We start from the raw sequence: 23880 nt of genomic DNA on the forward strand, positions 1-23880 counted from the left end.
GACTATTTGATGATGCCAGTGACACGGACGCGGCGTTCGCTGCGCTCGTGGGTGGGGGAGGGCTGTGCCTTGCGCTGGCGCTGGTCGAGGACATTCTTGAGCGCGATCAGCAGGCCCGCAACGAAAAAGGCCCCTGGCGGCAACATGAAAAACAGAAACTGATAGTCGTCCATCACCGTTATCTGCCACTCGGCGGCCCTGGGGCCCAGCAGCAGGTGCATGTTGTGGAACAGCGTCCCTTGGCCCAGCAGTTCTCTGATCGCTCCCAGCAAGACCAGCACCCAGCCGAACCCGAGCCCCATCATGAACCCGTCCAGCGCCGCAGGAAGTACCGGCTGGCGCGAGGCAAACGCATCGGCACGTCCCAGGATGGCGCAGTTGGTCACGATCAATGGGATGAAAATGCCCAGAATTTGATAGAGCGAATAGGCAAAGGCAGCCATCAACAGCTCGGCGCAGGTCACGAAGGCGGCAATGATCATCACGAAGGCGGGTAGCCGCACCGCGCTGGGCACCTGATAGCGAATCAGCGAGATAGTCGTACTCGCCCCGACCATGACCAGCAGGGTGGCCAGCGCCAGCCCTAGTGCGTTGACCACGCTGGCGCTCACGGCCAGCAGCGGGCAGAGCCCCAGTAGTTGCACCAGGGCCGGGTTGTTGCGCCAGAGCCCGTCCTGGGTCAGCTGTTGCCATGGGGTCATGTCTCGGGCTCCTCGATGGTGATGGGCAAACGGACCTCATGGGCATAGCGCAGGGCATCGTGAACGGCATTGATGACCGCGCTTGGGGTGATGGTGGCCCCGGTGAAGCCATCGAACGCGCCGTCCTGTTGTCGCACCGCCCAGCTTTCTGGGGGCAGACTGTGGCGTGTCAAGCCATCGAAGCGAGTGATCCAGTCGCTGCGCTGGCGTTCGATGGCATCGCCTAGCCCTGGCGTTTCCTGGTGCCGAGTGACCCGAACGCCGCTGATACGGCCCTTATGGTCAATCCCCACCAGCAGGTGAATGGCTCCGCTGTAGCCCTGGTGGGTGATGACCGGCAGAACGACTGCAGCCTCGTCTGCGTGGTGAACATACCAGCCGTGTGTGGGCGCGCGGTGGCCCAGCCGCCCGGGCTCAGGCAGCTCGAAGGTGTCTTCCAGTAGCGTTGCCTGTGAGTCCGTGACCAGCGAAGCTGGCAGCACTGCCTGCAGCTGGCGATATTGATAGGCCAGCTGGTGCTGCTCGATGCGTTCGGCGGTCAGCGCCCGAGTCAATGCCACGCTGCCTGCCGTTACCAGTGCAAAGGTGCCCAGCGCCAGCGCCCCACGCCACATGGCTTGATAGAGCGTCATGGGCGCCTCGCCTGGGGTCGGTGCCCTGTGGGACGATGCCCTGTAGGAACAGGAGCGCTGTAAAGATCCAGCAGCGGCACGCACAGGTTCATCAGCAGCACGGCAAAGGCGACGGCATCCGGATAGCCGCCGAAGGTGCGGATGATCATGACCAACACCCCGATGCCGATGCCGAACAACAGCTTGCCGCGCCGACTGGTCGCCGCCGATACCGGGTCCGTGGCAATGAAGAAGGCACCAAACAGGGCAGCCCCCATGGTCAGATGAAACAGCGGAGAGGCGTAGTGGTCGCTGTCCAGGCCGTAGAGCAGTGCCGCTATCAGTGCCATGCTACCCAGCATGGCAACCGGAATATGCCAACTGATCACTCGTTTGAACAGCAGCAGCAACCCGCCTGCCAGCCACGCCAGCGCGATCATGCGCCAGGCCTGTACCGTGTCTTCCAGCGCAGCCGCCGCCCAGAACTCATCTGCCCCTGTCAGTCCTTTATGCTTGAAGGCATCCAATGGCGTGGCACCACTCAGCGCGTCCAGCTCGGCAGCGGAGAGGGTGCCGCTGACCTGGGCCCAGAGTGTCGCCATCGAACCTGCCTGGTGCGGCACTGGCCACAGCGTCATGTAGGTTGGAAACGATACCAGCAGCAGGGCGTAACCCACCATGGCCGGATTGAAGGGGTTGTGCCCCAGCCCTCCATACAGCTGCTTGGCGACCACCACCGCGGCGATGGCCCCTACCGCCAGCAGCCACCAGGGGCTACCGGGGGGCAGCGAGGCGCCCAGCAGAACGCCCGTCAGCAGGGCGCTGCCGTCGGTCAAGGTAGCGACCACGCGGCGACGGCGCAGGGCGAGTATGGCGGCCTCTGCCAGCATGGCAACGCCGGCGGCCACTGCCACGTTGGTCAGCACCCCCAGCCCAAAATAGAAGGTCATGGCCAGTAGCCCCGGCAGGGTCGCCAAAATGACCCAGCGCATGATCGATGCCGAGGAGGGGGCAAGGCCCAGCGTCGAGGCCTGGAGCATGCTCATGGTGTCGTTTGCTCCCGTTCGCGGGCTCTGGCATCGGCCAGTCGGGCATCCGCGGCGAGCAGGTTTTCCTGGGCAGTGGCCAGCTGCATCTCCAGATCCTCCTGGGATTGTTGAGGGTCTTCTGCCACGGCGCGTGCCAGCGCCTTCTCGGCTTTTTTGACCGCCGCCCTGGCCGCGGTCTGTGCGATACGCAAGCTGCGCAGGTCAACGGCTGGCAGCTCTGCGTTGCGGGGCTCGGCACCCGATGACGACGGCTGACGCTGCTGGGCAAGCCGCGCCTGGCGGCGAGCCTGCTTCTCCGCCTCTTCTCGGGCCAGCCTGGCCTGGCGGAACTCGAAGCGGTGGCGCGCGTGCTCTGCCTTGGCGGTTTCGATGCGTTTCAAACGGATCCGTTGTTTGGCCGTGCGGTATTCCGCCACCAGCGGGATATGGCTGGGGCATACGAAACTGCAGGCACCGCATTCGATGCAGTCGAACAGGTGCTGTTTTTCCAGAGCCGCGTCATGGCCACTTTGCGCGTGCCAATGCAGCTGCTGGGGCAGTAGCTGCACCGGGCAGACGGTTTCGCAGGCACCGCAGCGAATACAGGGGGAAGCGTCTGGCGCTGGGGGCAGTTCCTGGCGCGTGGCGGCAATCAGGCAGTTGGTGGTTTTGAGGACCGGAACGTCCAGCGATGCCAGCGCTCTCCCCATCATGGGCCCACCCACCACCACTTGATGCAGGGCATCCGGCGCCAGCCCCGCCTGCTGAAGCAGACCCTCTATCGGGGTGCCCAGACGTACCCAGTAGTTGCCTGGCCGTTCGATGGCCTCGCCTGTCAGGGTGACGATGCGCTCGACCAACGGTGTGCCCTCACAGATGGCCTGCTGTGCCGCCAGCAGCGTCCCTGGGTTGTGACACAGAACGCCCACATCCGCTGGCAGGCCGCCGCTGGGTACGTCTCTGCCCAGCAGCTTTTTGATCAGCTGTCGCTCGCCCCCGCTGGGGTAGCGGGTTTCGATCACCTCGAGCGTCACCGGAATCGGTGATGGCACCTGGGGCAGCGCCGCCTGCAGGGCTTGGCATGCCTCGGGCTTGTTATCCTCGATACCCACGACGATACGCGACGCGTCACACAGGGTGGCCAAAATTGCTGCGCCTTCCAGCACCTGGGCGGCATAGTGGCGCAGCGTCATGTCGTCGGCGGTGATGTAGGGCTCGCACTCGGCAGCATTGACCACCAGCGTATCGATGGGGTGCTGCAGGCTGACCTGCGCTTTGACGTGAGTCGGAAAGCCAGCGCCACCCAGACCTGCCAGGCCGCTATCGTCCAAGCGTGCCACCAGCGCTGAAGGCTCCGCCCGCAGCCAGTCGAGCGGGGCCAGCCGCTGCCACTCATCGTCGCCGTCGCCTACGATCGTCACCGATTGAGGGCTGACCTCACGCACGGTGCCGCTCAGGCTGGCATGCACATTGGCCGATACCAGCCCACCTTTACGGGCCACCACAGTGCCCACCTTAACGCGCTCGCCTGCGGCCACGCAGGGCAGGGCGGGCTTGCCGACATGTTGATCGAGGGGCAACACCACTCGAGCAGGCAGTGGGGCCACCCTCAGCGGCGCGGTGAGTGAGCGCTGCTTGCGCTCGGGCGGATAAATGCCGCCGGGAAAATCATGACGGGACATGAGCACTCCCTGGCGTTGCGCGGTCGCTGATAATGGGCTCCCACTGACTCAACGGCTTGCGTCGTGGCAGCATGTCGATGCAGTCCACCGGGCAAGGGGCAACACATAAATCGCAGCCGGTACATTCGTCTTCGATGACCGTGTGCATCTGTTTGGCCGCGCCGATGATGGCATCCACCGGGCAGGCCTGAATGCATTTGGTGCAGCCAATGCACTCGGCTTCGCGGATGAAGGCCACACGATCTTCGCTGGGGGCTTCGCCATCCAGGGGCGCTGGCTCGCGACCCAGCAGCTCGGCCAGGGCCACTACCGTGGCGTCTCCGCCGGGCGGGCACTTGTTGATGGCATCGCCCTGGTTGATCGCTTCGGCGTAAGGGCGGCAGCCGGGGTAGCCGCACTGGCCACACTGGGTTTGTGGCAGCAGCGCATCGATCTGCTCCACCAGGGGATTTTCATCCCCCTTGAAGCGCGCGCTGGCCAAACCCAGCAGCGCCCCGAACAGCAGGCCCAGAGTTGTCAATGCGCCAACGGCGCTGGCGACCCCCCACCATGACAATGATTCGCCCATCACGATGCCCCCTGCACCAGGCCGGAAAAGCCCAGAAACGCCAGCGACATCAGGCTGGCGGTCACCATGGCAATGGCGGCGCCCTGGAACGGTTTCGGTATGTCGGCACCGGCCAGCCGTTCACGCATGGCGGCGAACAGCACCAGCACCAGCGAGAAACCAGCTGCCGCGCCCAGGCCATAGAGGGTGGTGTGGAAGAAGCTCAGTTCGCGGTTGAGCGACAGTAGCGCCACCCCGAGCACGGCGCAGTTGGTGGTGATCAGGGGCAGGAAAATACCCAGCACTTGATGCAGCAGCGGGCTCAGCTGGCGCACCATGATCTCGGTGAACTGTACGACGGCAGCAATGACCACGATAAAACTGATCGTTCGCAGGTAGGTAATGTCCAGCGGTACCAGTAGGCCGTGGTACACCACGTAGCTGGCCGCGGAGGCCAGGGTAAGCACGAAGGTGGTGGCCAGAGACATGCCCATGGCAGACTCCAGCTTGTTGGAGACACCCATGAAAGGGCATAAGCCAAGAAACTGGACCAACACGAAATTATTGACCAGCGCGGTGCTGATCAGGATGACAAACAGTTCGTTCATGGCGGCGTATTGTGCGTGGAACTGGCGTCGCTGGCTAGCGGAGATGCAAATCGAACGGCGCGGTGCCGGCCTTGCGCCTTGGCCAGGTACAGCGCCTGGTCGGCGGTGCTCATGACGGCGCTTGGCTGAGCCGTCTGGCTATCCTGCAGCGAGCCAACGCCCACGCTGATGGTGACATGATGGCAGACGGGCGATGTTGCATGGGGTAACGCAAGTTGGTCGATGGCCGCGATGATGTCCTGGCCAAGTTGCAGAGCTTGCGAAGGTTCCGTGGTGAGCAGCAAGGCGCTGAACTCTTCGCCACCGGTGCGGGCAATCAGATAGCCACGCCCAGCGGCACAGCGCTCGAATACCTGCCCAACTTGTTCAAGGCATCTATCGCCCTGCACATGCCCGTAATGGTCGTTGTAGAGTTTGAAATGATCGATATCCAGCATCATGACGGCCACCGGGTGCTGCTGGGCATCTGAGATGGCAGCCTCCAGGCGCTGGTCGAACAGCCGCCGATTGGGCAAGCCTGTCAACGGATCATGGGTGGAGAGTGTCAGTAGCTCGGCGTTCAACCGATGCTGGCAGGCAAGCTGGTGGTGAAAGGCGCGTGACAAGGTGCCGATCTCATCCCCCCGCTCTACCAGGGTGAGCGTTGCCGCTTCTGCTGGTGCCAACTGTTGGGTGAAGTGGGTCAACTGGCGCAAGGGCGACAGTACCAGCCGCTCCAGCACCAGCAGTACCAGTCCGATGACCAGGGACATCAGCACGGCCGTCCATATCAGAACGTAGTTGAAGGTCGTCAAACTGCTCAGATAGCCATGGCGATTGAGCTCGATTCCCAAGGCTAGCTGGCTGTCATTGCCTAGCGTCGGGAAGTATTGTTCGGCATAGGCCGTGTCGTCGGAGAAGGTCAACTGTGCTTCCGGCGGATGTGTTGCGTCCGTCACCGACAGCGCGATGGGCAGCCCTGTGTAATCCGCCATGAGGGCTCGCCATGAGTCGTTCAGCGCACGTAGCTTGAACAGCCACCCTACAGCGGGGCCACTCTCGTCGGTTTGCAGGATAGGGCTACCCGCCAGCAAGGCTGGCCACCCTTCGATGGCGATGTGGACCTCGTTGGCATGGCCCTCCTCGATGGCCAGTTGCATGGTCTGAGTCCAAGGCGCCATCCAGGCGCACTCGCCGGTGGCTGAGGTACAGGTGCTGAACTGGCCTGTTTGCGGGTCGATGCCCGATAGCAGATACAGCTCACCGTCGAGGGTGAAGAGCGCCATGAGCTGATAGCGCATGTCCTCGAACATTTGTGAGCTAAAATTCACCTCGGTGAAGCCCGGGTAATCGCCTTGCAGGAAACGATAGGTATCGTCCCAGTGTGCCCAATCACGTACTTGTGCATGCAGCTGCTGTTGGCTCAAGACCAGGCCGCGGGCGGTGCGATCCAGCTCGCGGTGAGCGGCGGCCCTTTCTTCTGCCTGCAGAGCAGGAAAGATCAGCCAGTGACTCAGCGCGCCCAGTGCCAGCATGGCGCACAGTAATACGCTGCCCAGCAGGGCAAGAAAGCGAAAACGCAATGACAAAGGCCAGCGTTGAACCATGGGTGCACTCAGTCCTGTTGTCGCGATGAAGGTAGCGTCGTGAAGCCCCTTCACTCTCCTTGACTTTCATTTTCCTCAAACAGCAAGGGGCAGGCGGTTGGCCATGCCCCTTGCTGGCGTCTGCTGCGCGACTGATCAGGCCAGGCTCAGGTGACTCGCTGACCGGGCTCCGCGCCAGAGTCGGGAGACAGCAGATAGATGCCATCGTTATTGGCGGAAGCCAACACCATACCTTCTGACAGGCCGAAGCGCATTTTTCTCGGAGCCAGGTTGGCGACCATGACGGTCAGTCGTCCTTCCAGCGCTTCTGGAGAATAGGCCGAGCGAATGCCGGAAAAGACGTTGCGGGTCTCGCCGCCCAGGTCGAGGGTCAGCTGCAGCAGCTTGTCTGCGCCTTCCACGTACTGTGCCTTGGCGATACGCGCAATGCGCAGGTCGACTTTGGCGAAATCGTCGAAGCTGATCTCGGCGGCGATGGGATCCTCGGCCAGCGGGCCTTTGGGCGTATTCTTGAGTTTCTGCTCTTCCACCAGATCCTCCTTGGAAGCGTCGATCATGGCGTCGATCCTGTCTCGCTCTACCCGGGTCATCAGCGGTTTGAATTTGTTGATGGCGTGGTTTACCAGTACGCTCTGGCGGCTTTCCCAATCGAGGGTATCCAGCGCCAGAAACTCGCGGGCTTGCTCCGCCATGCTCGGCACCACCGGCGCCAGATAGACCATCAGCTGGCGGAACAGGTTGATGCCCACCGAGCAGATTTCCAGCACTTCCTGTTCGCGTCCGTCCTGCTTGGCCAGTGCCCAGGGCTCTTTGTCAGCGATGTAGGTATTGGCTTCATCGGCCAGCTCCATGATCTTGCGCATGGCGCGGCTGAATTCCCGCGCTTCGAAATCGGCAGCGATATCCTCACCGGCCGAGATGAAGCGGGCAACCATGGCCGGTTCAGCGCAATGTTCGGAGAGCGTTCCGCCGCCGAGCTTTTTGACGAAGCCTGCACAGCGGCTGGCGATGTTCACGACCTTGCCGACCAGATCCGAGTTCACGCGCGCGGCAAAGTCATCGAGGTTCAGGTCAAGGTCGTCGACCTTGGAGGTCAGCTTGGCGGCAAAGTAGTAGCGCAGATACTCGGGGTTGAGGTGCTCGGCATAGGTGGCAGCCTTGATGAAGGTGCCACGGGACTTGGACATCTTGGCACCATCCACGGTCAGGAAGCCGTGACAGTTGACCGCCGTGGGCGTACGGAACTCTGCCCCATGGAGCATGGCCGGCCAGAACAGGGCGTGGAAGTAGACGATATCCTTGCCGATGAAATGGTAGACCTCCGCGTTGGAGTTCGGCTGCCAGAAGCTGTCGAAGTCGATGCCCTGGCGGTCACACAGGTTCTTGAAGCTGGCCAGGTAGCCGATGGGGGCATCCAGCCAGACGTAGAAATATTTGCCGGGCGCATCCGGGATCTCAAAGCCGAAATAGGGCGCGTCCCGAGAAATGTCCCATTCATTGAAGCCGGATTCGAACCACTCCATCAGCTTGTTGCGAATCTGGGGCTGAACGTGACCGTCGTTGATCCACTGTTGCAAGAACTCGGCGAAGTCCGGCAGCTTGAAGAAGTAGTGGGTCGAGCTACGCACCTCGGGCGTGGCGCCGGAAATGGCGGACACCGGATTGATCAAGTCGGCAGGGGTATAAGTAGCGCCGCACTTCTCGCAGTTATCCCCGTACTGATCGTCAGCATGGCATTTGGGGCAGGTGCCCTTGATGAACCGATCCGCCAGGAACAGGCCTTTCTGGGGGTCGTACATCTGCTCTATGTCGCGGGTCGCAATATGGCCCTTGTCGCGCAGGCGTTTGTAGATCAGTTCGCTGTAGTGACGGTTCTCTTCGGAGTGGGTGGAGTGGTAGTTGTCAAAGCCCACGCCAAAGCGAGCAAAGTCTTCCTGATGGTCCTGAGAGACTCTTTCGATCAGCGCTTCCGGGGAGATGCCTTCCTGCTCGGCTCGCAACATGATGGCCGTGCCATGGGCGTCGTCGGCGCATACGTAGTAGCACTGCTGGCCACGGCTTTTCTGAAAACGTACCCAGATGTCGGTCTGGATGTACTCAAGCAGATGACCCAGGTGGATGGCACCGTTGGCATAGGGCAGTGCGCTGGTCACCAGAATGTTGCGTGGAGCAGTGTTGGACATGGTGAAGGTTGATTCCGTCTAGGCAAAACAAATAAATGGAGTGAGATAAACGTGTGTCGCCACCTGGCATGCAGCCAGCGAAACTAGTACAGCGCCTGCTCTTCCTGAACCACTTCGCGCAGCAGTTCCAGAAACAGCTTGTCGGCATCGGAGTGCTCGGCAGGGTCTTCAGGGATGTGCACGCTGGTGGTGTCGGAAATTTCATTGGCGATGCGCGCCATGATGGCGGGGCTGCTACCTTCCGACAGCTGCTGACGGGCGATGGTCAGCGACTGCTCGAGGATTTTGGGATCCTGAAGAAGCTTGCGAATGAATCCACGCAGTTCGTTGATAATACGAGTTTTTTGGATTTCTGATGCGGACATGGGAGTCTCCTTAAGACCACGCCAGGGCAGGTGCCCTGGCGAGACCAATGAATGCCTTGACCATAGCACTTTTTTGCATGTTGAGCATGCAAAGTCACATGACCTGCCCAACACGACCGATGAGCAACCGGATTACAGGCTCAGCCTGCCAGCCTTGTGCTTGACGGGGTTGGCATACTGCTCCAGCCAATGGGGTCGCAGTGCTTCCGGAACCTCTGCAAGCCGCGCCTTGAAGCGTTCGCGGTCCTGGCGGGTGATCGACTTGCGGGCCACCAGCTCGGGTGCTTCGCCCAGCGCTTCCAGGGCCAGGTAGTGACTCGGGAACAGCCGATAGCCACCGATGACCTGACGGTCGATCTCGGCGGCGACTTCATCAGGGGTCTCCATGTCCGAGCCTACCGGGCTGCCAAAGCGCAGCTGAACGCGACCTTTGGAGCCGGTGATGCCGGAGACGATGGAGCGAATGTCTTCGAATTCGCTTTTGGCATAGCGGCCGTGGGTTGCGATGTCGTGCAGTTCCTGAGCTTTTTGCACGTCACAAGGGTCGTATTCATAGCTGATGGATACAGGCACCAGCTTGAGTTCCGCTACTGCTTCACCAAAGACGATGTCGCGCTCGGCAAGCCGTTTGGCCATGATCAACATCTTGATGATGGCAGGGTCGGTACGGTCGATGCCGTTCTTGGCGCGACCTTCCCGCTGGGCCATCCAGATGGAGTGGTTGTCGTCGGTGATCGAGTGGCGAATGTAGCCGGACAGCTGCTGGTAGGCGGCCAGCATGGCACGTTTTCCTCTGGCGCTGCGCGGCACGATGAAACTCTTGTTCAGACGCATCAGGTCCGTGACGTAGGGCTTCTTCAGCAGGTTGTCGCCAATCGCGATACGCACGGTGTCACGACCCGCCTGGTAGAGCGCATAGTTGACGAATGCTGGGTCCAGCGAAATGTCACGGTGGTTGCCGATGAAGAGATAAGCACTGTGCTCGTCGAGCTTGTCCAGGCCTGAAACGTCAAAGGCAGTGGTGGTGGTGCGTATCATCCGCTCCATGTAACGGGCAATGCGCATCTGAAATTCATGCACACTGGTTACGCCCTTGACCTCACGACGCACCGCGTGACCGGCCAGTGCCCTGGCCAGGGGCGGAGCCCATTTGGCCATGCGTGGCAGGCGAAAGCGGGTCAAAGCGTCCAGAAGCTCAGTGTCGCGAGAGAGCCGGGCAATAACTTCAGGAACCTCATGATCCATATAGGGCCGAATGTCGGCCCAGGGGTCACTCGTGTCGTCTGCGTGAGGAGCGTTATTGTGTTGAGTCATGCGATCCGTAACGTGTCAGCAAGTAAATGAACGATTCACCGAGAAGGTATGGGGTTGCCCATCATTAGGTGCCAGATAGCGCACTCGGTTCCCGCTGGGCTTCACCGCCCAGCCACTCCATGAGACGGCGAATGTCCTCGGACAGCGACTGAGCCATCAAGATGAAATCGGTTTCCAGGCGTGCCAGAGCGTCGTCACCATCATCGGCATGGTCGGCCTCTTCGATCAATGCATCGCCGAAACGCAGAGATTTCAGAGCAAGGTCATCGTGAAGCACGAAGCTCAGGCGGCCCTCTATCTGCATGGCCAGCTTGCTCGCCTGACGGCCGCTTTCGAGCAACTGCTGTATTTCGTCGCTATCCAGATCCACTTGTCGGGCGCGCAGTACGCCATCATCGCCTTTCGCCTTCAGCTCGACCTGGTCGCCCAGCTGCAGGTCGGCGGGGCGGCTGGCGGAGTCACCCAGCCAGGTCGTCATGGCGCGTATCGGCAACGTCTGGCTGCTGAGCGGCGTTGCCTTGAGGCTGCCCAGCGTTTCCCGCAGCAGGTCCAACACGTCTTCGGCGCGGGTGCGCGAGCTGGCATTGATGCCGATCAGCTGGTGCTGGGTGTCCCACCAGAGGTCGATTTTCTGGCTGCGCACGAAAGCGCGGGGCATCAGCTCTTCGGTGACCTGCTCCTTGAGAGCGGTCTTTTCCTTGCGCGTCACCTTGCGTCCTTCGCTGGCTTCGATGTCGGCGACTTTCTCATCGACTTCTTCCTTGACCACCGAGGCAGGCAGCAGACGTTCCTGGCGCAGTGCCGAAAGCAGCCGATGTCCCTGGATCTCGTGCAGGCGCTGCCCGCCGCCCAGACGGCCTGCGGGCGCGGTCCAGCCTAGTCGGCGAGCATCCGCATTGCCCAATGGCTTGGCGGCGTGTTCATCCAGCGCGTTGGCCAGGGTGTGGCTGTCGAGCTCGGGCGCGCCGTGCAGGCGATATAGATGCAGGTGCTTGAACCACATGTCACCAATCCTGTTTAAAAGGTGGCACATTATGTCGAAAGCAGCTCTTTCCTGCCAGCACTCTGGCGTTCCGTCATGTTGTTGCACTAGTTTTAAACTTGTGTTTGATTTGTGTGGGGCCATGCTGTCTGTCGCTGGCAGGTGCCTGCGCCTGCTGATCACTGTCATCAATAAAAGAGGTTGTCATGTCTGAAGCGATTTCAAGCGCTACCATTTCCAGCGTTACCATGCGGGTGCGAGGCTACCACCTGGACGGCTATGGCCACGTCAACAATGCGCGCTACCTGGAGTTCATGGAGGAGGGACGCTGGGCATTTTTCGATGAGCACCCGCAACTGATGAAGCAGCTGCATCAGGCGAAGCGGGCGTTCGTCGTGGTGAATTTGAATATCGATTATCGTGCGGCAGCCTTGCAGGGAGATGACTTGACGGTTCAAACCGGCATCATCGACGTGAACGAGCGCAGCGCGCGTTGTCATCACCGCATCGTGCGTCAGGATGGCAGCGTGGTGGCCCAGGCGGATCTGACGTTCGTGCTGCTGGACATGCAGCAAAATCGGGCGGCGACCATCGAGGGCGACGTGCGTGAAGCGCTCATGGGGCTACAGGTCGGCAAAGAGGCCTTTTTGGCTTAAATAGCAATGGAGGTGTCACCGACTGCCCTTGATGCGTATGCAGTGGTATGATGTGAGCGACTCTGCGCGCCGCCTTGATGGTTAGCTAAAGGCGGCATTTTCAAGCGCTTTCAACTCTCGCAGTGCCAATGCAGTGCAAAGGATCTGACTTTCATGGGTGACATCGCCAGAGAAATCTTGCCCGTCAATATTGAAGACGAGCTCAAGCAGTCGTACCTCGACTATGCGATGAGTGTCATTATTGGTCGTGCGCTCCCCGATGTGCGCGACGGCCTCAAGCCGGTTCATCGCCGTGTGCTGTTTGCCATGCATGAGCTGGGGAATGACTGGAACAAACCGTACAAGAAGTCGGCGCGTGTCGTCGGCGATGTCATCGGTAAGTACCACCCGCATGGTGACAGTGCGGTGTATGACACCATCGTTCGCATGGCACAGCACTTCTCCATGCGTCACGTGCTGGTCGATGGTCAGGGTAACTTTGGTTCCATCGACGGCGATAACGCGGCTGCCATGCGTTACACCGAGGTGCGCATGGCGCGCCTGGCCCACGAGCTGCTGGCGGATCTCGAAAAGGATACCGTCGATTGGGTCGATAACTACGACGGCACCGAACGTATCCCCGAAGTGCTGCCCACCAAAGTGCCGAACCTGCTGATCAACGGCTCCTCGGGCATTGCCGTGGGCATGGCCACCAACATTCCTCCCCATAACATGCGGGAAGTGATCGATGGCTGTCTGGCGCTGATCGACGACTACACCTTGACCGTCGATGACCTCATGCAGTACATCCCCGGGCCTGATTTCCCCACCGGCGGCATCATCAATGGTCGTGCCGGCATTCTGGATGCCTACCGCACCGGGCGTGGACGCATCTACGTGCGTGCTTGTCACACCATCGAACACGATGACAAGACCGGGCGTGATCACATCATCGTCACCGAACTGCCTTATCAGGTGAACAAGGCGCGGCTGATCGAGAAGATCGCCGAGCTGGTCAAAGAGAAAAAGATCGAGGGCATTGCCGAACTGCGCGACGAGTCCGACAAGGATGGCTTGCGTGTGGTGATCGAAGTCAAGCGCGGTGAGTCTGGCGAGGTCGTGGTCAATAACCTGTTTGCCCAGACCCAGCTTCAGAACGTCTTCGGTATCAACATGGTGGCGCTGGAAAATGGCCAGCCGCGCACGCTCAACCTGAAAGAGATGCTCGAGGCGTTCATCCGCCATCGTCGGGAAGTCGTCACGCGGCGTACCCTGTTCGAACTCAAGAAAGCGCGTGAGCGCGGCCATCTGCTGGAAGGCCTGGCCGTCGCCATCTCGAACATCGATGAAGTCATCGAGCTGATTAAGGCATCGCCCAATGCCGCCGAAGCCCGCGAGAAGCTGCTGGACAAGGTATGGCAGCCGGGCCAGGTGACGGCCATGCTGGAGCGTGCCGGTGCCACTTCCTGCAAGCCTGAAGACCTGGATGAAGGGTTTGGACTGAACCCCTCGGCCACCGAGTATCGCCTTTCGCCTGCTCAGGCTCAGGCGATTCTGGAACTGCGTCTGCATCGCTTGACCGGCCTCGAAACCGAAAAGCTGCTGGATGAGTACCTGTCGATTCTCGAAAAGATTGCCGAGTTCACAGAAATTCTTGCCTCTGCCGACCGCCTCATGGAGGTGATTCGGGAAGAGCTGCATGCGGTGCGCGACCAGTTTGGCGACGACCGTCGCACGGAAATTCAGGCCAGCCACCTGGACCTGTCCATCGAAGACCTGATTGCCGAAGAAGACATGGTGGTCACGGTGTCGCGTTCGGGCTACGCCAAGACGCAGCCGCTTTCGGACTATCAGGCCCAGCGTCGGGGTGGTCGCGGCAAGTCTGCCACGGCCATGAAGGACGAGGACGTCATCGAGCATCTGCTGGTTGCCTCGACCCATGACACGGTGCTGCTGTTCTCCAACCGTGGCAAGGTGTATTGGCTGAAGGTGTACGAGATGCCCAACGCCAGCCGTGGTTCACGCGGCAAGCCGTTGGTGAACATGCTGCCGCTAGAAGAGGGCGAGTCGGTCAACGCCATCCTGCCTGTGCGTGATTACGACCCCGAGCACTACATTTTCTTCGCCACCGCCAACGGTACCGTCAAGCGCACCAGTCTCGAGCAGTTCTCTCGCCCGCGCAGCGTGGGCTTGATTGCCATCGATCTGGAAGAGGGCGACCGCCTGGTGGGGGCTGCGATTACCTCCGGCAGCGACCACGTCATGCTGCTCTCCTCCAATGGCAAGGCGATCCGTTTCGAGGAAGGCAACGTGCGCGCCATGGGCCGTACCGCTCGCGGTGTGCGCGGCATGCGCCTGCTGGACGACGCGGAAGTGATCAGCCTGATCATTCCCAAGAGCCAGCAAATCGATGCCGAAGCGGATGCCGATGCCGAGCAGGAAGCCCCGGCAGATGCCGCCGAGCTGGCGCAGAGCGATGGTCAGATCTACATCCTTACCGCCAGTGTGAAGGGCTATGGCAAGCGCACGCGCCTGGAAGAGTTCCCGCTGCGTGGTCGTGGTGGACAGGGCGTGATTGCCATGCAGACCAGTGAGCGCAACGGCGCCTTGGTGGCGGCCATGCAAGTGTATGACAGTGATGAAATGATGCTGATCACCGACCGTGGCACCCTGGTGCGTACGCGGGTGGAAGAAGTGTCGATCACGTCGCGTAATACCCAGGGCGTGATGCTGATTCGCCTGGGCAAAGAAGAGCAGCTGGTGAAAACCGTGCGTGTCGATGAGCCCGAAGATACGGGAGCGCCCGAGGCGGTCGAGCCAGACGAACAAGACAATGGCGCACAGGAACCGGGAACCGATGACACGTCATTATAATTTTTGCGCAGGGCCCGCGGCCCTGCCTGTTGCCGTACTGGAGCGCGCTCGCAGTGAGCTGCTCGACTATCAGGGGCGCGGTTTGTCGGTGATGGAAATGAGTCATCGCAGCGATGAGTTCATTGCCATTGCCGAGCAGGCAGAAGCCGATCTGCGGTCTCTGCTGGGCATCCCTGATCAGTACAAGGTGCTGTTTCTTCAGGGCGGTGCCAGCATGCAGTTTGCCATGCTCCCCATGAACCTGCTGGGTGGGGGCGGTAGTGCCAACTTCATCCAGACGGGCATTTGGGGCAAGAAGGCGCTGAGCGAAGCCAAGCGGCTCGGTTTTGCCTGCCATGTGGCGGGCAGCAGCGAGTCCAATGGACATCTGGCGGTGCCTGACGAAGCTTCCCTGTCGCTCAGCAGCGACGCGGCCTACCTGCATTACACCTCCAATGAAACTATTGGCGGGCTGGAGTTCGACTACGTGCCAGACGTCACCCGTGCCGATGGCAGCGACGTGCCCCTGGTCTGCGACATGTCCTCCAATATCCTGTCGGGGCCTGTCGATGTCAGCGACTTCGGGGTGATTTATGCCGGGGCGCAGAAGAACATCGGTCCGGCGGGATTGACCATCGTGATCGTCCGCGATGATCTGCTGGGCAAGGCGCCTGCAAGCGTCCCTTCGCTGTTCGACTACCAGATGCTGGCTGACGCAGGCTCGATGGTGAATACCCCGCCTACCTACGCCTGGTACCTCTCGGGCCTGGTGTTTCAGTGGTTGAAAAACGACATTGGCGGGCTGGACGCCATGGACCGCATGAACCAGCGCAAGGCGCAAAAACTTTACGCGGCCATCGATGGAAGTGACTTCTACAGCAATCCTATCGCCACAGCCAATCGGTCACGCATGAACGTGCCGTTCGTGCTGGCGGATGACCGGCTGGACGGTGCCTTCCTCAAGGAGGCCGACGAGGCCGGGCTGCTGAATCTCAAGGGTCACCGCAGCGTCGGTGGCATGCGTGCCAGCTTGTATAACGCGGTGCCGGAAGATGCGGTGGATGCGTTAATTGCCTTCATGGCAGATTTCGAACAACGAAGAGGCTAACCCCCATGTCCGATACGCCGATCAATCTCGACGACTTGCGTCAACGTATCGACCAGCTGGATGGCGATATTCTGCGTTTGATCAGTGAGCGGGCCAACTGTGCCCAGCAGGTGGCTCACGTCAAGCTGGCTCAGGACAAGGATGCGGTGTTCTACCGTCCGGAGCGCGAAGCCCAGGTGCTGCGCCGTATCATGGCGTTGAACAAGGGGCCTTTGGACTCCGAAGAAATGGCGCGGCTGTTTCGCGAAATCATGTCTGCCTGCCTGGCGCTGGAGCAGCCGGTCAAGGTTGCCTACCTGGGGCCTGAAGGAACCTTCACCCAGCAGGCCGCGTTGAAGCATTTCGGTGAAAGCGCCGTCAGCCTGCCGATGGCAGCCATCGATGAAGTGTTCCGGGAAGTGGAGGCGGGGGCCGTCAACTATGGCGTCGTTCCCGTCGAGAACTCCACCGAAGGGGTGGTCAATCACACCCTCGACACGTTCATGGACTCCTCCATCAGGATTTGTGGTGAAGTGGTGCTGCGCATTCACCACCACCTCTTGATCAGTGAAACCACGCGTCAAGAGAAGGTGTCACGCATCTATTCGCACCCTCAGTCGTTCGGTCAGTGCCGCAAGTGGCTGGATGCTCACTACCCTCATGCCGAGCGGGTGCCGGTCTCTTCCAACGCCGAAGCCGCCAAGCTGGTGAAAACCGAGTGGCACAGCGCCGCAATTGCGGGCGACATGGCCGCCAAGCTGTATGGCCTCGAGCGCATTGCCGACAAAATCGAAGACCGGCCGGATAACTCCACGCGCTTCCTGATCATTGGCAATCAGGACGTGCCCATGTCGGGCGAAGACAAGACCTCCATCGTCGTGGCAATGCGTAACCAGCCCGGTGCGCTGCACGATTTGCTGGAGCCCTTCCATCGCCACAAGATCGATCTGACGCGTATCGAAACGCGGCCCTCGCGCACCGGTGTGTGGAACTACGTCTTCTTCATCGACTTCAAGGGCCACCGTGACGAGCCCCAGGTGGCTGCGGTGCTGGAAGAAGTTCGCCTTCGCGCCTCTGAACTGCGGGTGCTGGGTTCCTACCCTCAGGGTGTGCTGTGACGGTTCCACCTTCTCTTGCACCTCGGGTGGCGTGTGTCGAGCCGCGCATTCTGATTGTTGGCCTTGGCCTGATCGGCGGCTCGTTGGCCGCCGCATTGCGTGCCTCGGGCTACGCTGGCCAGATCATCGCCTGCGACCCCAATGAGCAGGAAGTGGCATTGGGCATCGAGCTGGGGTTGGTGGATGCCGGCGGTGTCGAGCTCGCCAACTGCTTGAAAGACGTTTCCATGGTCGTGCTGGCGGTACCGGTGCTGGCCATGGAAAGCGTGATGAGCATGCTGTCGCGTTCTCTCGATCAGGCGGCTCCCGATGTCGTGATCACCGATGTAGGCAGTACCAAGGCCACCATACGTGACTGCGCCGAGCGCGTATTCGGCCGTGTCATGCCTAATATCGTGCTGGGTCATCCTATTGCGGGCTCCGAGAAAAGCGGTGTGGCAGCCGCCAATCCATCGCTGTACGTCAATCACAAGGTGATCCTGACGCCGGAGCCGGATGTCGACCCGGTAGCGCTGGCGCGAGTAGAAACCCTGTGGAGAGCCTGTGGCGCCGACGTGCTGCAAATGAGCGTCGAGCGCCATGATCAGGTGCTGGCGCGCACCAGTCACTTGCCCCACTTGTTGGCGTTTTCACTGGTGGACACGCTGGCGCGGCAGGACGAGCGGCTGGATATCTTCCGCTATGCCGCGGGTGGGTTTCGTGATTTTACCCGTATTGCAGGCAGTGACCCGGTCATGTGGCGCGACATTTTCGTGGCCAATCGTGACGCCGTGCTCTCTTCTCTGGATGATTTCGAGGCGGGGCTCAAGCGGCTGCGTCAGGCGGTGGAAAGTGCCGACAGCGATGCGATGATTGCCACCTTCGACCGAGCCAGTCATGCTCGCCACTATTTTGATACGTTATTGAATAAAACCAGTTACCAGGCGGAATATCATATGCAACCACACGGTCAAGTGACTTATCGCGTGCAGCCAGGCGGCCAGGCGCAGGGGCGTTTGCGGGTGCCGGGCGATAAATCCATGTCTCACCGCTCGATCATGCTTGGCGCGTTGGCCGAAGGGGTGACCGAGGTCAAAGGCTTCCTGGAGGGCGAAGATAGTCTGGCCACCTTGCAGGCCTTTCGTGAAATGGGAGTGGCCATCGAAGGCCCGCACCAGGGGCGTGTGACCATTCATGGGGTTGGCATGCACGGCCTCAAGGCGCCGGCAGGCCCGCTATATGTAGGTAACTCTGGCACCGCCATGCGCCTGTTTGCCGGGCTGCTGGCGGGTCAGGCGTTCGATAGCGAATTGACCGGTGATGAGTCACTCACCAAGCGCCCCATGGGGCGTGTGGCAGACCCGCTGCGCCTGATGGGAGCGACCATCGATACGGCAGAGGGTGGTCGTCCGCCATTGAAAATTCATGGCGGCGCTGCGCTGAAAGGCATTCATTATGATATGCCCATGGCCAGTGCTCAGGTGAAGTCGTGTCTGCTGCTGGCAGGGCTCTACGCCGAGGGAGAGACCCGCGTGCGCGAGCCAGCGCCGACCCGCGATCATACCGAGCGGATGCTCAACGGGTTTGGCTATGCCGTTTCTCGCGAGGGCGACACCTGCTGGCTGCAGGGAGGCGGTCAACTGACGGCGGGGCCGATTGACGTACCCTCCGACATCTCTTCGGCTACCTTCTTCCTGGTCGCCGCGGCCATTACCCCAGGTTCCGACATCACGCTGGAGCACGTGGGTATCAACCCGACGCGTATCGGTGTCATCAATATTCTGACCCTGATGGGCGCTGACCTGACGCTTGAAAACCAGCGCGAGGTAGGCGGTGAACCCGTGGCCGACATCCGTATTCGCCATGCGCCGCTGAAAGGTATCGATATTCCTGTCGATCAAGTGCCGCTGGCCATCGATGAGTTCCCGGCGCTGTTCATTGCGGCGGCCAATGCACAAGGCACCACGCGGCTGCGCGGTGCTGAAGAGCTGCGCGTCAAAGAGTCAGATCGTATTCAGGCCATGGCAGATGGTTTGGCGATTCTGGGGGTCGAGCATACGGTCGTGGAAGACGGCATCGACATCATCGGTAACGCTGACGAGAGCGTGCCGAGTTACGGCGGTGGCCGCATCGATAGCCTCGGGGATCACCGCATTGCCATGGCGTTTGCGATTGCCTCCCTGCGCGCGGGTGCCGAGATCGTCATCGACGATTGCGCCAACGTGGCGACATCCTTCCCTGACTTCGTTGCGCTGGCTCAGCGTATCGGGATGCGTGTCGATGTGGAGGGCCCCCATGGCCGCTAACGTACCTGTGCTGACGATCGATGGCCCCGGCGGTGCCGGTAAAGGCACGATCAGCAGTCTGGTGGCTGAGCGACTGGGCTGGCATCTGCTGGACAGCGGTGCGCTCTATCGGTTGACGGCCCAGGCGGCCGTCAAGCATCACGTGGCGCTGGATGACGAAGCGGCGCTGGCCGATATTGCGGCAACCCTGGACGTTGCTTTCCCCGTGGAAGAGGGTCAGCCACGTACGCTGCTGGAAGGCGAAGACGTCAGTCGGCTCATTCGTACCGAGCAAGCGGGTGAGTGTGCTTCCCAAGTGGCCGCATTGCCGCAGGTGCGCGCGGCGCTACTTCAGCGGCAACGGGATTTCTGTCAATTCCCCGGCCTGGTGGCAGATGGGCGCGATATGGGCACGGTGGTGTTTCCAGAGGCGCCGCTGAAGATTTTTTTGACCGCCAGTGCGGAGGAAAGGGCGCGTAGACGGCATCTGCAGTTGCAGGAATCGGGGGTGGATGCTAGTCTGTCGAGTCTTTTGAAGGAGATTCAGGCACGCGATGCACGCGACACGCAGCGCAGTGTGGCTCCGCTCAAGCCGGCAGATGATGCCATTACGCTTGACACCACGCGCCTGAGTATACCGGAAGTGGTTGATCAACTGACCGAGCTGCTTGCCCAACGGGGCATGTTTGACGGCGCTTGATTCTCCCTTGCGGCGTTTTTGGAAAGGTGTCACGACGTGGCAGGGCGACAGTAATATCTTAGTGAGCCCGGTCAGGTCCAACCAGCGCTAACGCCTCCAGAAGCTGAATGACATTAGGCCCGTACTCGCTGGTGGTACGGAGAAGGCAGTTATGCCTCAACAACGTTGATCACGTAGGAAAACCATGAGCGAAAGCTTTGCTGAACTGTTTGAACAGTCCCTTAACGACATCAACATGGAGCCGGGCGCCATTGTCGCGGCTCAAGTTGTCGACATCGACGGTGACTGGGTTACCGTTAACGCTGGTCTGAAATCCGAAGGTCAGATCCCTGCGGCACAATTCCGTGACGAAAATGGTGAGCTGACCATCGCGATCGGTGACGATGTGCACGTTGCGCTGGAAGCCGTGGAAGATGGCTTCGGCGAAACTCGCCTGTCCCGTGAAAAAGCCAAGCGCGCAGAAGCTTGGAAGATTCTGGAAGCGGCCTTCGAGAAAGACGAAATCATCAAAGGCGTGATCAACGGTAAAGTCAAAGGCGGCTTCACTGTCGACGTCGACTCCATCCGTGCCTTCCTGCCGGGCTCTCTGGTTGACGTTCGTCCGGTTCGCGACACTGCGCACCTGGAAAACAAAGAGCTGGACTTCAAAGTCATCAAGCTGGATCCGAAGCGTAACAACGTCGTTGTTTCGCGTCGCGCCGTGCTTGAAGCCGAAAACAGCGCCGAGCGTGAAGCACTGCTGGCGACGCTGCAAGAAGGTCAGCAAATCAAGGGTATCGTCAAGAACCTGACCGACTACGGTGCTTTCGTAGATCTGGGCGGTGTCGATGGCCTGCTGCACATCACCGACATGGCGTGGAAGCGTATCAAGCATCCGTCTGAAATCGTTGCCGTTGGCGACGAGATCAACGTCAAAGTGCTGAAGTTCGACCGTGAGCGCAACCGCGTTTCTCTGGGTCTGAAGCAGCTGGGTGAAGACCCGTGGGTCAACATCAAAGAGCGCTACCCGGAAGGCATGAAAGTGCAGGCAGTGGTCACTAACCTGACCGATTACGGCTGCTTCGCCGAGCTGGAAGAAGGCGTCGAAGGTCTGGTTCACGTGTCTGAAATGGACTGGACCAACAAGAACATCCATCCGTCTAAAGTCGTTCAAGTGGGCGACGATGTTGACGTCATGGTGCTCGATATCGACGAAGAGCGTCGTCGTATCTCTCTGGGTATCAAGCAGTGCACTGCTAACCCGTGGGAAACCTTCAACGCCGAGTACAACAAGGGCGATCGCGTTTCTGGTACCATCAAGTCCATCACGGACTTCGGTATCTTCATCGGCCTGGAAGGCGGTATCGACGGTCTGGTTCACCTGTCCGACATCTCCTGGACAGAAACCGGCGAAGAAGCGGTTCGCAACTTCAAGAAAGGCGACGAGGCAGAAGCCGTTATCCTGTCTATCGACCCCGAGCGCGAGCGCATCTCTCTGGGTATCAAGCAGATGGATTCCGATCCGGTTGCCGAATACCTGTCCGTCAACGACAAGGGCAGCATCGTGACGGGTCGCGTCGTGGAAGTTGACGCCAAAGAAGCTCACATCGAGCTGGCTACCGACGTCATCGCGATTCTGAAAGCCTCTGAAATCAGTGCTGACCGCGTTGAAGACGCGCGTAACGTGCTGAGCGAAGGCGACAGCGTCGAAGCGCGTATCGTCAGCGTTGACCGCAAGAGCCGTCAGATTGCTCTGTCCGTGAAAGCCAAAGAGCAGGATGACACGCGTCAGAACATGAAGAAACTGCGTGAGCAAGAGCCGGAAGCTGCCGGTGGTCCGACCACGATTGGTGATCTGATCAAGCAGCAAATGGGTCAAGACTAATTTAGTCCTGTCTCGAAAAACGCCGCCCTCGGGGCGGCGTTTTTGTTTCTGTGGTTTTAAAATACGTTGTGATTAAGCATTGCAGGCGTTGCTATAAAAGGGGTTTGCAATTGTCATGGCGCCTTTAAATAGCGCAAGAGTGTATAAAATTGTTTAGTAAAGGCGCTAAAATCAACTAGACTATTGTCAATCAGCGGATTTAAGGCAATAATGTGTCCGCATCCTGAAATAGTCGGTGTTGAGTTTCCCGGCTCAGTGCCAAGGTAGTTATCTTCACTCTAAAAGGACCTCCCATGTCTCTGTTAAATGATTACATCCAAAAAGAACAGCAGCTTAAGCAGCTTCAGGAAGAACTGCAGCGCTTGGAAAACGACCAGCGTCTGAAAAGTGAGCTCGAGTTTAAAGCCAAGCTGGAAGCGTTAATGACCGAGTTCGGCAAGCGCCCTGGTGATGTCATCGCTCTGCTGGACCCCGCTGCTGACCAGCGTGGCGCTCCCAAGGCGCCGGCTGCTGCTACTCGCCGCAAGCGCCGCCTGAAGATCTACAAGAACCCGAACACGGGTGAAGTGATCGAAACTCGCGGCGGTAATCACAAAGGCCTGCGCAGCTGGAAAGACGAGCACGGCGATGATACCGTCGAGTCTTGGCTCGTTCGTCTGGAAGATTAAGTTTCTCGACCGGCATTTCTTCCCAGAAGTGCCGGTTTTGTTTTAGCGGTATCGCAGTGTTGCCATCGAGGCCAGGTAATGCTCTCCATAACTTCCCGGCCTCTTTCGTGCATCGTCGTACAGTGACTATGTAAGGCGTTGCAAGGGTACCTTGAGTTCCAGGTGCTCCTTGCGCCACAGCACATGAGGTGCGCCCCCGCTAATGTGATAAAGGCTCTGGTGATAGTGCAGTTGACACAGTGTCGCCGTCAACGCATCAGCGAGCTCGCTAAAATCATCAAACAGCGTTACCGCATAGTGTTGTGAGGGAATATCGATACGTCGATATTCTACGGGTAAGGCTACGCTATCGGTGCCCGTCTGGTTTTCGAGATGCAGCCCGATATCGGTGCGTAATTTATACTGCTTTGTCGTACTGTTGAGCGCAGAGATCTTGTCTGCCAGCAGGTCGGGGAGAGCCACAGCGGGCGTAGAGCCGCCGAGCTGAGCTTCCAGGCAGGAGAGATGGTTGGAATGGCGCTTGCGGTTGCCCAAGCCGCTAATGGCGTGTGCCGCCTTGTAGATACGCATATAGACGGCTTGACGAGGGCTGCCTTGCTTTATATCCGTGGTAAATGACTTTGCCGGGGGTATCAGGTGATGCATATCGTTGACAGCTTGGCGATAATGCCTGGGAGACAGCTGGTAGCGTCGTTGAAAAGCGCGTGAAAAGGAAGAATGATTCACATAGCCGCACTGCGCGGCGATATGCGCTATATTTTGCTGGGTCAACGACAGCAGCACTGCTGCACGCTCCAGTCTCCGTTGCTCTCGGTACGCTCGGGGCGACATGCTGAAGCATTGGCGGAATTGACGCCGCACCTGTGATGCTGAATATCCCAAGTGACTGGCAAGATCTTCGATACTCAGTGGTTGATCAAGCGAGTCTTGCAGCCAGATCTCAGCTCGCGACATTGCATTGAACACTATCTGGCCTCCTATGCGTGGTTCAAACAGGTAGCTTGTGACTGACCTGTCAGTGCACTCTCCCGGTGCGTATGGGTACTCATGACCTGGTAGGCCATCTCTGGTGGCAGTATGTGCC

The 23880-nt window shown here is 59.8% G+C and carries 20 protein-coding genes; 8 read left to right on the forward strand and 12 right to left on the reverse strand.

Annotation, left to right across the window (positions count from 1 at the left end):
• Positions 1–2 precede the first annotated feature (2 nt).
• The 11 genes from LG409_RS08330 to LG409_RS08380 form a co-directional block, all read right to left on the reverse strand.
• Positions 3–701, reverse strand: a complete 699-nt coding sequence (locus LG409_RS08330) for an electron transport complex subunit E (protein ID WP_096923055.1) — start codon at positions 699–701, stop codon at positions 3–5.
• On the reverse strand, positions 698–1333 hold the full coding sequence (locus LG409_RS08335; RefSeq protein WP_227408002.1) for an RnfABCDGE type electron transport complex subunit G: 636 nt from the start codon (positions 1331–1333) through the stop codon (positions 698–700). Before LG409_RS08335 ends, LG409_RS08330 begins: the two co-directional genes overlap by 4 nt.
• Positions 1330–2358, reverse strand: coding sequence for an RnfABCDGE type electron transport complex subunit D (locus tag LG409_RS08340; RefSeq protein ID WP_227408003.1), 1029 nt, complete (start codon positions 2356–2358; stop codon positions 1330–1332). Before LG409_RS08340 ends, LG409_RS08335 begins: the two co-directional genes overlap by 4 nt.
• A complete protein-coding gene (gene rsxC / locus LG409_RS08345; protein WP_227408004.1) occupies positions 2355–4022 on the reverse strand; it encodes an electron transport complex subunit RsxC in 1668 nt (555 codons plus the stop codon). Before rsxC ends, LG409_RS08340 begins: the two co-directional genes overlap by 4 nt.
• Entirely contained in the window at positions 4009–4590 is a 582-nt protein-coding gene (rsxB, locus tag LG409_RS08350; protein WP_039178126.1) for an electron transport complex subunit RsxB, read from the reverse strand. Before rsxB ends, rsxC begins: the two co-directional genes overlap by 14 nt.
• Positions 4590–5177, reverse strand: coding sequence for an electron transport complex subunit RsxA (rsxA, locus tag LG409_RS08355; protein WP_016913743.1), 588 nt, complete (start codon positions 5175–5177; stop codon positions 4590–4592). Before rsxA ends, rsxB begins: the two co-directional genes overlap by 1 nt.
• The gene (locus LG409_RS08360) at positions 5174–6763 is read right to left on the reverse strand and encodes a diguanylate cyclase domain-containing protein (RefSeq protein ID WP_227408005.1); all 1590 of its coding nucleotides are present in this window, start codon (positions 6761–6763) and stop codon (positions 5174–5176) included. The genes rsxA and LG409_RS08360 overlap by 4 nt, the downstream gene beginning before the upstream one ends.
• Before the next feature lie 146 nt (positions 6764–6909).
• Positions 6910–8946, reverse strand: a complete 2037-nt coding sequence (metG, locus tag LG409_RS08365; protein WP_096923048.1) for a methionine--tRNA ligase — start codon at positions 8944–8946, stop codon at positions 6910–6912.
• An 83-nt stretch (positions 8947–9029) separates the two neighbouring features.
• Entirely contained in the window at positions 9030–9311 is a 282-nt protein-coding gene (locus tag LG409_RS08370) for a hypothetical protein (protein ID WP_039178116.1), read from the reverse strand.
• Between the two features lie 132 nt (positions 9312–9443).
• A complete protein-coding gene (locus LG409_RS08375) occupies positions 9444–10625 on the reverse strand; it encodes a 1-acyl-sn-glycerol-3-phosphate acyltransferase (RefSeq protein ID WP_227408006.1) in 1182 nt (393 codons plus the stop codon).
• 64 nt (positions 10626–10689) lie between these two features.
• The gene (locus LG409_RS08380; RefSeq protein ID WP_144982700.1) at positions 10690–11628 is read right to left on the reverse strand and encodes a recombination-associated protein RdgC; all 939 of its coding nucleotides are present in this window, start codon (positions 11626–11628) and stop codon (positions 10690–10692) included.
• A gap of 185 nt (positions 11629–11813) precedes the next feature.
• Between LG409_RS08380 and LG409_RS08385 the strand changes: the two genes are divergently transcribed.
• From LG409_RS08385 to LG409_RS08420, 8 genes are all read left to right on the forward strand, one after another.
• Positions 11814–12263: an acyl-CoA thioesterase gene (locus tag LG409_RS08385; RefSeq protein WP_227408007.1), complete on the forward strand. Its 450-nt coding sequence runs from the start codon at positions 11814–11816 to the stop codon at positions 12261–12263.
• A 153-nt stretch (positions 12264–12416) separates the two neighbouring features.
• A complete protein-coding gene (gene gyrA, locus LG409_RS08390; protein ID WP_039178108.1) occupies positions 12417–15116 on the forward strand; it encodes a DNA gyrase subunit A in 2700 nt (899 codons plus the stop codon).
• Positions 15100–16203, forward strand: coding sequence for a 3-phosphoserine/phosphohydroxythreonine transaminase (serC, locus tag LG409_RS08395; protein ID WP_227408008.1), 1104 nt, complete (start codon positions 15100–15102; stop codon positions 16201–16203). Before gyrA ends, serC begins: the two co-directional genes overlap by 17 nt.
• Positions 16204–16208: 5 nt before the next feature.
• Entirely contained in the window at positions 16209–17300 is a 1092-nt protein-coding gene (gene pheA / locus LG409_RS08400; protein WP_039178103.1) for a prephenate dehydratase, read from the forward strand.
• The gene (locus tag LG409_RS08405; RefSeq protein ID WP_227408009.1) at positions 17297–19585 is read left to right on the forward strand and encodes a bifunctional prephenate dehydrogenase/3-phosphoshikimate 1-carboxyvinyltransferase; all 2289 of its coding nucleotides are present in this window, start codon (positions 17297–17299) and stop codon (positions 19583–19585) included. The genes pheA and LG409_RS08405 overlap by 4 nt, the downstream gene beginning before the upstream one ends.
• Positions 19575–20264: a (d)CMP kinase gene (gene cmk, locus LG409_RS08410; RefSeq protein WP_096923040.1), complete on the forward strand. Its 690-nt coding sequence runs from the start codon at positions 19575–19577 to the stop codon at positions 20262–20264. Before LG409_RS08405 ends, cmk begins: the two co-directional genes overlap by 11 nt.
• 184 nt (positions 20265–20448) lie before the next feature.
• Positions 20449–22128 carry a 30S ribosomal protein S1 gene (gene rpsA, locus LG409_RS08415; protein WP_039178097.1) on the forward strand — a complete coding sequence of 560 codons (1680 nt, stop codon included), beginning with the start codon at positions 20449–20451 and terminating at the stop codon, positions 22126–22128.
• 293 nt (positions 22129–22421) lie between these two features.
• Positions 22422–22796 (forward strand): histone-like nucleoid-structuring protein, MvaT/MvaU family, encoded by a 375-nt coding sequence (locus tag LG409_RS08420; RefSeq protein WP_039178096.1) that lies wholly within the window; start codon positions 22422–22424, stop codon positions 22794–22796.
• Between the two features lie 126 nt (positions 22797–22922).
• Here LG409_RS08420 and LG409_RS08425 read toward each other — a convergent pair whose 3' ends face one another.
• Positions 22923–23762, reverse strand: a complete 840-nt coding sequence (locus tag LG409_RS08425; RefSeq protein WP_039178094.1) for a helix-turn-helix transcriptional regulator — start codon at positions 23760–23762, stop codon at positions 22923–22925.
• Positions 23763–23880: the final 118 nt, after the last annotated feature.

The sequence above is a fragment of the Halomonas sp. NyZ770 genome (assembly GCF_020616575.1).
Lineage (GTDB): Bacteria > Pseudomonadota > Gammaproteobacteria > Pseudomonadales > Halomonadaceae > Vreelandella > Vreelandella hamiltonii.